Source organism: Streptomyces sp. CNP082 (assembly GCF_059570535.1).
In genome coordinates this window covers 1-9,241 of the sequence record NZ_JCANSZ010000110.1, presented here as the reverse complement: position 1 = coordinate 9,241, position 9,241 = coordinate 1, and the positions used below count along the sequence as shown (strand labels likewise).

Genomic DNA, 9,241 nt, shown 5'->3' with positions numbered 1-9,241 from the left:
TCGACGTCATGGTGGTCTTCGGCCCAGTCATCGCCGATCAGCAGCAACTCGTCCTCCTGGTCAGGAACTTCGCTTCCTCTGCAGCCTGCGGAAGGCGCGGCACGCGGCCTAATGGATCCAGTGCTCACGCCCCATGGGGCAGGCACGCCACCCCATCAACGGTCTGGCCTCCAGGCCGACCAGCAGGGGCACGGTCTGACCACAGAAGTCGGATGCTTCCGGCGAAGAAAGTGCTCACCTGCTGGCGGCTACGGCACCGAGTCTCACCGACCCGGCACGTCCCATTAGGCGAAGCGCGCGCGCAGCGCCTTCTTGTCGAACTTGCCGGTGCCGGTGCGGGGCACCGCGTCCACCAGTTCCACGCGGTCCGGCAGTTGCCAGCGGGCGAAGCCGCTGCGCTCCAGGTGCGCACGCACCTCGTCCAGGGTGACTGCCGCACCGGGGCGCGGTACGACGCACACCAGGGGTCGCTCCGACCACCTCTCGTCCGGTACCGCGACCACCGCCGCCTCGGCGACCGCGTCCATGGCCATCACCGCCGACTCCATGTCGACCGAGGAGATCCACTCCCCGCCCGACTTGACGAGGTCCTTGGCGCGGTCGGTGATGACGAAGTAGCCGTCGGGCGACCCCGTCGCGATGTCGCCGGTGACGAACCAGCCGTCCTCGGTGAACTGCCCGCCGCCCTCGCCGCCGAGATACGCGTCGGCCACCCAGGGGCCGCGTACCAGCAGCTCGCCCATCGACGCGCCGTCCCAGGGCAGCGGGCGCCCGGCGCCGTCCCGGATCTGCGTCTGCACCCCCGGCAGGGGCAGTCCCGCCATGCCGCGGACGGCGTCCGCGAGCCGTTCCTCGTCCCAGCCGCGCATGTGCTCCTTCGGCCAGGCGACGCTGGCCAGCGGTGACGTCTCCGTCATTCCCCAGATCTGCACCAGCGGGATGCCGAACTCGGTGCGGTAGCGCTCGATGAGCGCACGCGCCGGCCGGGCCCCGCCGCACAGCAGGTGCCGTACGTCCGGCAGTCCGCCGCCGCGGGCGGCGATGGCGTCCGCCACGGCCATCCACACCGTCGGCACGCCGGCCGCGACGGTGACCCGCTCGGCGGCCATCAGCTCCACCAGCGCGGTCGCGTCCAGGGGCCCGCCGTAGAACACCTGCTTGGCGCCGTACGGGGTGGCGGTGTAGGGCAGGCCCCACGCGTTGGCGTGGAACATCGGCACCACCGGCAGCACCGCGTCGCCGGGGCCGATGGACATCGCGGCCCGGGAGGAGCCGGCGACGGCGTGCAGCATGGTCGAACGGTGCGTGTAGACCACGCCCTTGGGCCGTCCCGTGGTGCCGGAGGTGTAGCACAGGCCGAGCGGCGCCCGTTCGTCGATCTCGCGCGGCTCGTACGCTTCCGGCTGCGCGGCGATGAGCTCTTCGTACGCGACGGCGCCCGGCAGCGCGGTGCCGGGCGGCACCCGGTCGCCGAGCACCACCACGTGCTCCACGCCCGCGAGGCCGCCGCGCTCGGCCACCTGCGCCAGCAGCGGAAGCAGGTCCGCGTCCACGAGGACGGCGCGGTCCTCCGCGTGCCTGATGACGTAGGCGAGTTCGTCGGCGGACAGCCGCACGTTCAGGGTGTGCAGCACCCGCCCGGTGCAGGGCACCGCCCAGTACGCCTCCAGGTGCCGGTAGCCGTTCCAGGCCAGGGTGGCCACCCTCGCGCCCGGTGGCAGCGCCAGCGCGTCGAGCGCGTGCATGAGCTGCTGCGCGCGGCGGCCGAAGTCCGCGTAGGTGTACCGGTGCTCGCTGCCGTCCGGGAGGCGGGTGACGACCTCGGTGTCGTGGAAGTAGCGCGGCCCGTGGTCGAACAGCAGCCAGCTGTTGAGCGGGATGTCCATCATCGCCATGGCGGACATGTTGACCGGCGCCCCGGACCCGGACCACGGATGAATCCCACACTCCGCACCACCCCCTTGTGGAGATGTCCTCCGTAGTCGCGCGTGCCGTCCGCTTCTACGTTCTCCCCGACGCTGACGCCCTGTCGGCAACCCATCCCGCGGCATCCGAGGTCGGCATGACGAGCACGACGAGAACGACGAGCGGCGGCACTCCGCCGCTCCCGCGCGCCATCCTGTCCACCCACAACCTGACCAGGTCGTTCGACGGCTTCCGCGCCGTCGACAAGGTGGACCTGGCCGTCGCGGAGGGCACCGTCCACGCCCTCGTCGGCCCCAACGGGGCCGGGAAGACCACGCTGTTCAACCTGCTGACCGGCTTCCTGCCGGCGTCGGCGGGGCGGATCGAGGTGGCGGGGCAGGACATCACCGGGCTGCCGCCCGAGAAGGTGGCGCGCCTCGGTGTGGCGCGCTCCTTCCAGGTCACCAGCCTCTTCCCGGCGGTGACGGTACGCGCTCATCTGGAACTCGCGCTGCTGGCCGGCACCGGCCTGGGCCGCAGGTTCTGGCGCTCGGACAGGCTGCTGGCACGGTTCACCGGCCGGGCGCTGGAGCTGCTGGACCAGGTGGGCCTGGCCGAGCGGGCCGAGGCGCCGGCGGGCAGCCTGCCGTACGGGCAGAAGCGCGCGCTGGAGCTGGCGCTCGCGCTCGCCCTCGATCCCCGGGTGCTGCTGCTCGACGAGCCGACGGCAGGCATGGGCCTGGAGGACGTGGACCGTACCGTCGCGCTGGTGGACCGCATCCGCGCCGGTCGCACCGTGGTGCTGGTCGAGCACAACATGAGCGTCGTCGGCTCGCTCGCGGACACCGTCACGGTGCTCCAGCGCGGCCGGGTGCTCGCCGAGGGTGCGTACCGCACCGTCCGCTCCGACCCGCGGGTCGTCGAGGCGTACCTGGGGGCCGGCGTTGCTTGAGGTGCGGGGCGTGAGCGCCCACTACGACGAGGCCGAGGTGCTGCGCGAGGTGTCGCTGGACGTCGGGGCGGGCGAGGTCGTGACCCTCGTGGGCCGCAACGGGGCGGGGAAGACGACGCTCCTGCGCTGCGTGATGGGACTGCACCGGCGCGTGTCCGGGACCGTCCGCCTGGCGGGCCGGGACCTCAGCGCCGTGCCGCCCCACCGCAGGGCCCGCCGCGGCCTCGGGTACGTCCCGGACGACCGGGGCATCTACGCGGGGCTGAGCGTGGAGGAGAACCTCACGCTGCCCCCGGCGAAGGGGGCTTCGCCCTGGCCGCTGGCGCGCGTCTACGAGGAGTTCCCGGTGCTCGGCGAACGCCGCCGGAGCCCCGGCGGCAAGCTCTCCGGCGGCGAGCAGCAGATGCTCGCCCTCGCCCGGGTCCTGCGCACCGGCGCACGGGTGCTGCTGTGCGACGAGCCGACCGAGGGCCTGGCACCGATCGTCGTCGAGCACATCGGCGAGATCCTGCGCGAGGCGAAGCGGCACGGGGCGGCGGTGCTGCTGGTGGAGCAGAACCTGCGCTTCGCCACCACCGTCGCCGACCGCCACTACCTGCTGGACCGCGGCCGGATCGCCGAGTCACTGGCCAACGACGACGTGCGGGAGCGCGAACACGAACTCCTCGGCTACCTGGGCCTGTAGCCCGGCCATCGCAAGGGCCGTATCGGCCACGCCGACCACTTCAAGGAGGAAACCATGGGACGCACATGGTCGAAAGCCGCGGTCGCCACGGCCACGGTGGTAGCGGGATCGCTGCTGGCGGGGTGCGGGGGCGGCGGACCGGGCTCCGGCGGCGGGAAGATCAGCGACGGCGGGATCACGCTGGGGGTGCTCACCGACCTCTCGGGCGTGTACGCGGAACTGGCCGGCGAGGACGCGGTCACCGCGGTGGAGATGGCCGTCGCGGACTTCGAGAAGAAGCACGGCGGGGACGCGGTCACCGACGACATCGAGGTCATCTCGGCGGACCACCAGAACAAGCCCGACATCGCCAACACGCAGGCGCGGAGCATGTACGAGCGCGAGAAGGCCGACGCCGTCTTCGACGTGCCGACGTCCTCCGCCGCGCTCGCCGTGGCGACCGTCGCGGAGAACTCGAAGAAGCTGTACTTCAACGTCGGCGCCGCCACCACCGAGCTGGCCGGCGAGTCCTGCAACCCGTACACCTACGCCTGGGCGTACGACACCTACATGCTGGCCAACGGCACGGGCACCGAGGTCACCAGGCAGGGCGGCGAGAGCTGGTACCTCATCTACCCGGACTACGCCTTCGGCCAGGACATGGAGAACGAGTTCAGCACCGCCATCGAGGAGGCCGGCGGTGAGGTGGTGGGCAAGGACCCGACCCCGTTCCCCAACGACAACTTCTCCACCTTCCTGCTCAAGGCATCCGCGAAGAAGCCGGCGCCCGCCGTGCTCGGCACGCTGCAGGCGGGCGGTGACCTGGTCAACGTCGTGAAGCAGTACCAGCAGTTCAAGCTCAGGGACAAGGGCATCCAGCTCGCCATCGGCCTGATGTTCGACACCGACATCAGGGCGATCGGGCAGGACAAGCTCGCCGGGACGATGTTCACCTCCGCCTGGTTCTGGAACGTCGACGAGGAGTCGCGGAAGTGGGCCGAGCGGTTCCGGGAGGAGGCGGGCACGTGGCCGACCTTCGACCACGCCGCCAACTACTCCGCCGCCACGCACTACCTGGAGGCCGTTCAGCGCGCCGGAACCGACGATCCGGAGGAGGTCAACAAGGAGCTGGAGGGCATGAAGTTCGACGACTTCTTCGCCCGCAACGCCGAGGTGCGCGCGGCCGACCACCGTGTGGTGCACGACGCCTACCTGGCCCGGGTCAAGGACCCCGCGGACAGCGAGACCGAAGGCGACTTCACCGAGAAGGTGGAGACCATCCCCGCCGACGAGGCGTTCGGACCCCCCTCCCCCGACTGCTCGATGTCCTGACCGGCGACCACCGGCCGCAGCCCGCGCACCCCGCCCGAGCTGCGGCGGACGGACGGGAACCACGATGACCTCCTTCCTGCAACAGACGTTCAACGGCCTGGTCTCCGGCGGCTTCTACGCGCTGCTCGCCCTCGGCCTCGCCGTCATCTTCGGCATGCTCCACGTCGTCAACTTCGCGCACGGCGCCATCTACATGCTCGGCGCGTTCGGCGCGGTGGCCCTCCAGGACACCGCCGGACTCGGGTTCTGGTGGGCCCTGCTGCTGGTGCCGCTCACCGCGGCGCTGGCCGGCATGGTCCTGGAGCGGGTGCTCATCCACCGGCTCGCCGCCCTCGACCCGCTCTACAACTTCCTGCTCACCTTCGGCATCGCGCTGGTCTGCCAGGACCTGCTGCGCATGAAGTACGGCGCCCAGTCCAGACCGTACGACGAGGGCCCCTTCCCCGGCTCCGTCGACCTCGGGCTCTTCGACTACCCCGCGTACCAGGTCTTCGTCCTCGGCGCCGCGGCCGTCGTCTGCCTCGCGGTGTGGCTCCTGCTGACCCGCACCCGGGTCGGCACGGTGGTGCGCGCCGCGACCGAACGGCCCGAGCTGACCCGGGCGCTGGGCATCGACACCGGCCGGTGGGTCACGCCCGTGTTCGGCTTCGGCGTCGCGCTCGCCGCGCTGGCCGGGGTGCTCGCCGCGCCGATGCGCGCGGTCAACTCGGGCATGGGGGCGGACCTGGTCATCGCCGTCTTCGCCGTCGTGGTCATCGGCGGGCTCGGCTCCATCCCGGGCGCCGTGGTCGCCGGCTTCGCCATCGGGATGCTCCAGGCCCTCGGCAACCTCTACGTCCCCGTCCTCTCGCAGACGTCGGTCTTCGTCCTGATGGCCGTGGTGCTGCTGTTCCGGCCGGCCGGACTCTTCGGCAAGGAGGAGCACGCCCTATGATCCTCGCCCTGCTCGACCGCCTCGGCACCAGGCCCGCCTGGCTGCGCTGGGGGCTGCTGGCCGCGGGCCTGGTGGCCGTCTTCTCACTGCCGTGGGTCCTCTATCCGCCCGTGGCCGCGGACATCCTCTGCTGGGGCCTGTTCGCCGTCGCGTTCGACCTGCTCCTGGGGCACGCCGGGCTGCTGTCGTTCGGCCACGCCGCCTTCTGGGGCACCTCGGCGTACACCACCGGGCTCGTCGCCATCCACGCCGGCGTGCCCTTTCCGCTCGCGGTCGCCGGCGGCGCGGTGGCCGCCGCGGTCGTCGCCATACCCATCGGCCTGCTCGCCGTACGCCGCAGCGGCATCTACTTCGCCATGGTCACCCTGGCGTTCGCGCAGCTGATCTACTTCATCGCCAACCAGTGGGGGGACCTCACGGGCGGTGAGAACGGCCTGCAGGGCATCCCGCGCGAACTGCCGGGCCTCGACCTGTCGGACTCCTTCGTCTACTACTACGCGGCGCTGCCGCTGGTCCTGGCCGGCCTGGCCGCCGCCTGGCGCATCGTGCACTCGCCGTTCGGCCGCGTCGTCGCCGCGATCCGGGACAACCCGGCGCGCGCCCGCGCGCTCGGCTACTCCGTCGACCGCTACAAGGTCGTCGTCTTCACCGTCTCCGCGTTCCTCTCCGGGCTCGCGGGCGGGCTGTACGCCGTCAACCACGGGTTCGCCTCGCTGCAGGAGGTGTACTGGACGACCTCGGGCAAGGTCGTCGTCATGACGGTGCTCGGCGGCATCGGCACCCTGTGGGGCGGCCTGCTGGGGGCCGCGGCGGTCGTGCGGCTGGAGGACTGGCTGTCCACCTCCGGGTTCGACGAGGTCGGGATCGTCACCGGGAGCCTGTTCATCCTCGTCGTCCTGCTGTTCCGCCGCGGCATCTGGGGAACCGTCTCGTACCTGCTCCAGCGGCGCCCGGGCGGCACGGGCATGCCGTCCGCCGAGTCCGGGCACGGTACGGTTCGTGACCCCGCCGGCGGCGACCGGCCGGAGCGCTCTCTGATCAAGGAGCCGTGAGTGAGGAGGCCGCGATGGGCACAGACCTGCCCCGCACCGCCCACGGCGCGGGCGCGGCCGGACGGGCGGCAGAACGGGCGGCCGAACGGGCCGCGCAGCGCCTGCTGCGCCTCCTGCGCGAAGGCGCCTCCGGGGCGGACTACGAGGAGTTGCTCGCCGGCGCGCAGGGCGAGACCGCCGAGGCGCTGCGCCCCCTGGTCGACGACGCCCTCGCGGTGCGTGCGCAGTTGGAGGAGCGCCGCCGGCGCGAGGCGGAACTGGCCGCGCTGTACGAGACGGCCGGCGACCTGTCCTCGCTGCGCGATCTGGAGGCCGTGCTGCAGGCGATCGTCCGCCGGGTCCGCCAGCTCATCGGCACCGACGCCGCGTACCTCATGCTCAACGACGACGACCGCGGCGACACGTACATGCGCGTGACCGACGGCATCCGCACCGACGCCTTCAAGCAGGTGCGGCTCGCAATGGGCGCGGGACTCGGGGGCCTCGTCGCCAAGACGGGCGTGCCTTACCACACCCCCGACTACCTCAACGACCCGCGCTTCGACCACACCATCGACGACACCGTGGGCGGCGAGGGCGTCACCGCGATCCAGGGCGTGCCGCTGTCCCTTGGCGACCGGGTCATCGGCGTGCTCTTCGCCGCCAACCGCCGCGCCCGCCCGTTCTCGCCGGCCGAGGTGGCACTGCTGGTCTCACTCGCCAACCACGCGGCCATCGCCATCGAAAACGCCACCCTCTTCCAGGACGTGCGCCGCACCGTCGACGAACTCACCGAGGCCAACGCGGTCATCCAGGCGCACAGCGAGTCCATCGAGCGGGCTGCGGCCCTGCACGAGCGGCTGACCAGGATAGTCCTGGACGGCGGCGGCCTCGCCGACGTCGCCGACACCCTCGCCGAAGTGCTCGGCGGCGGCCTGCTGGTCCTCGATCCGCGCGGTCGCACCATGGCGGCGGCCGGCAGCGACCCGGTGGTCGAACAGGCCCGCGCCGAGGGCGCGCTGCCCGACTCCTGTCCGGCGGCGCGTGCCGTACGCGAGGCACGGGTGCTGAGCACCGACGCGCGCAGGACGCGCCGCGTACCGGCCACCGACGGCGGCTCGGCCGCCTGCGCCACCCCCGTGGTCGCCGGCGGCGAGGTGCAGGGCGTTTTGCTGCTGCTCTGCCGCCGCATCGGCGCCGACGACGTGCGGCTGCTGGAGCGGGCGGCGATGGTCACGGCGCTGCTGCTGCTCGGGGAGCGGACCGTGGCCGAGGCGGAGCACCGGCTGCGCGGCGAGTTCCTCGACGACCTGCTGTCGTCTCCCCACCGCGACCCCGAAGGGCTGCGCCGCCGGGCCGCTCTGATGGGCATCGCCCACGGCCGCCCGCACACCGTGCTCACCGCCAGGTCACGCAACGGCGCGTCCCGCCGGCGCATCGCGGACGCCGCGGCCCCCTACGCGGCCCGCCACGGCGGCCTGGCCGGCGAGCACCACGGCGACGTCGTCGTCCTGCTGTCCGGCGACGCGGACCCCGGCGGGCAGGCCCGCGCCCTCGCCGAGCACCTGGGGCGCACCCTGGACACGGCGGTCACCGTCGGCGCCGCGGCGGCACCCGCCGGCCTTGAGGCCATCGTCGAAGCCCACCCGGACGCGGTGCGCTGCCTGGACGTGCTGCTCGCCCTGGACCGCGACGGCGAGGGCGCCTCCCCTGACGAACTCGGCGTGTACGGCCTGCTGTTCCACCAGACCGGCCGCGACGAGCTGCGCCGCTTCGTACGCCGCACCCTCGGCCCGGTGCTCGACTACGACGAGCGCCGCAGCGGCGACCTGGCCCGCACCATGACGACCTACTTCGCCTGCGACGCCAACCTCACCCGCACGGCGGCGGCACTCTACGTCCACGTCAACACCCTCTACCAGCGCATCGACCGCATCACCGCGCTGCTGGGCCCGCAGTGGCGGCATGGCGACCACGGGCTCCAGGCGCACTTGGCGGTGAAGGTGCACGCCATGCTCTCCCCGCCCGCGGCGGCGAGGTGACGGGCCCGGCCGGGCGGCCGGGCCCGCCGGGCGCCGGTGTCACAGCAGGCCCCAGAACTGCGCGGTGTAGAAGCTGGAGCAGATGCGGTCCGGGTAGTACGTGCCCGCGGTGCCGCACTGCCCGGGCGCCGTACCCGGGTCGACGGCCAGGCCGTGGCCCATGCCCGAGACCGTGTACGTCTCCACCACCGGGCGGCCGGACGCGTCCTGGTACGAAGCCCTCGTCGTGCCGCCCGGCAGCGCCGTCGTCTCCGCGGGCGTCTGACCCGTACCCCAGACGTCCGTCCACTGGTCACGCGACTCGGCCGCGTTCGCCGGCACCACCGTGGTGTCGCCCGTGCCGTGCCAGACCGCCACCCGCGGCCACGGCCCGCCCCAGCC

General features: G+C 72.8%; 8 protein-coding genes. 6 read left to right on the top strand and 2 right to left on the bottom strand.

Annotated elements, in window-relative coordinates; translation table 11 throughout:
- Positions 1–284 precede the first annotated feature (284 nt).
- Entirely contained in the window at positions 285–1,895 is a 1,611-nt protein-coding gene (locus tag B124_RS36385; protein ID WP_496507302.1) for a long-chain fatty acid--CoA ligase, read from the bottom strand.
- 74 nt (positions 1,896–1,969) lie between these two features.
- Here B124_RS36385 and B124_RS36380 point away from each other — a divergent pair, with 74 nt between their 5' ends.
- From B124_RS36380 to B124_RS36355, 6 genes are all read left to right on the top strand, one after another.
- A complete protein-coding gene (locus tag B124_RS36380; RefSeq protein ID WP_496507301.1) occupies positions 1,970–2,857 on the top strand; it encodes an ABC transporter ATP-binding protein in 888 nt (295 codons plus the stop codon).
- A 10-nt stretch (positions 2,858–2,867) separates the two neighbouring features.
- Entirely contained in the window at positions 2,868–3,542 is a 675-nt protein-coding gene (locus B124_RS36375; RefSeq protein ID WP_496507300.1) for an ABC transporter ATP-binding protein, read from the top strand.
- A 54-nt stretch (positions 3,543–3,596) separates the two neighbouring features.
- Complete coding sequence (locus B124_RS36370; RefSeq protein ID WP_496507299.1) at positions 3,597–4,853, top strand: ABC transporter substrate-binding protein; 1,257 nt, start codon at positions 3,597–3,599, stop codon at positions 4,851–4,853.
- A 64-nt stretch (positions 4,854–4,917) separates the two neighbouring features.
- Positions 4,918–5,787 (top strand): branched-chain amino acid ABC transporter permease, encoded by an 870-nt coding sequence (locus B124_RS36365; RefSeq protein WP_496507298.1) that lies wholly within the window; start codon positions 4,918–4,920, stop codon positions 5,785–5,787.
- Positions 5,784–6,839, top strand: a complete 1,056-nt coding sequence (locus B124_RS36360; protein WP_496507297.1) for a branched-chain amino acid ABC transporter permease — start codon at positions 5,784–5,786, stop codon at positions 6,837–6,839. The genes B124_RS36365 and B124_RS36360 overlap by 4 nt, the downstream gene beginning before the upstream one ends.
- A gap of 14 nt (positions 6,840–6,853) precedes the next feature.
- Positions 6,854–8,860: a GAF domain-containing protein gene (locus tag B124_RS36355; RefSeq protein WP_496507303.1), complete on the top strand. Its 2,007-nt coding sequence runs from the start codon at positions 6,854–6,856 to the stop codon at positions 8,858–8,860.
- 39 nt (positions 8,861–8,899) lie between these two features.
- On the opposite strand, the gene B124_RS36350 is transcribed toward B124_RS36355, so the two are convergent.
- A partial coding sequence (locus B124_RS36350; protein ID WP_496506088.1) for an alpha/beta hydrolase family protein occupies positions 8,900–9,241 on the bottom strand: 342 nt, incomplete at its 5' end.

Excerpts from the sequence above, each read along its gene's own strand:
- B124_RS36355 (WP_496507303.1), top strand. The coding sequence starts at position 6,854 with ATGGGCACAGACCTGCCCCGCACCGCCCACGGCGCGGGCGCGGCCGGA.
- B124_RS36370 (WP_496507299.1), top strand. The coding sequence starts at position 3,597 with ATGGGACGCACATGGTCGAAAGCCGCGGTCGCCACGGCCACGGTGGTA.
- B124_RS36365 (WP_496507298.1), top strand. The coding sequence starts at position 4,918 with ATGACCTCCTTCCTGCAACAGACGTTCAACGGCCTGGTCTCCGGCGGC.
- B124_RS36385 (WP_496507302.1), bottom strand. The coding sequence starts at position 1,895 with ATGGCGATGATGGACATCCCGCTCAACAGCTGGCTGCTGTTCGACCAC.
- B124_RS36380 (WP_496507301.1), top strand. The coding sequence starts at position 1,970 with ATGTCCTCCGTAGTCGCGCGTGCCGTCCGCTTCTACGTTCTCCCCGAC.
- B124_RS36360 (WP_496507297.1), top strand. The coding sequence starts at position 5,784 with ATGATCCTCGCCCTGCTCGACCGCCTCGGCACCAGGCCCGCCTGGCTG.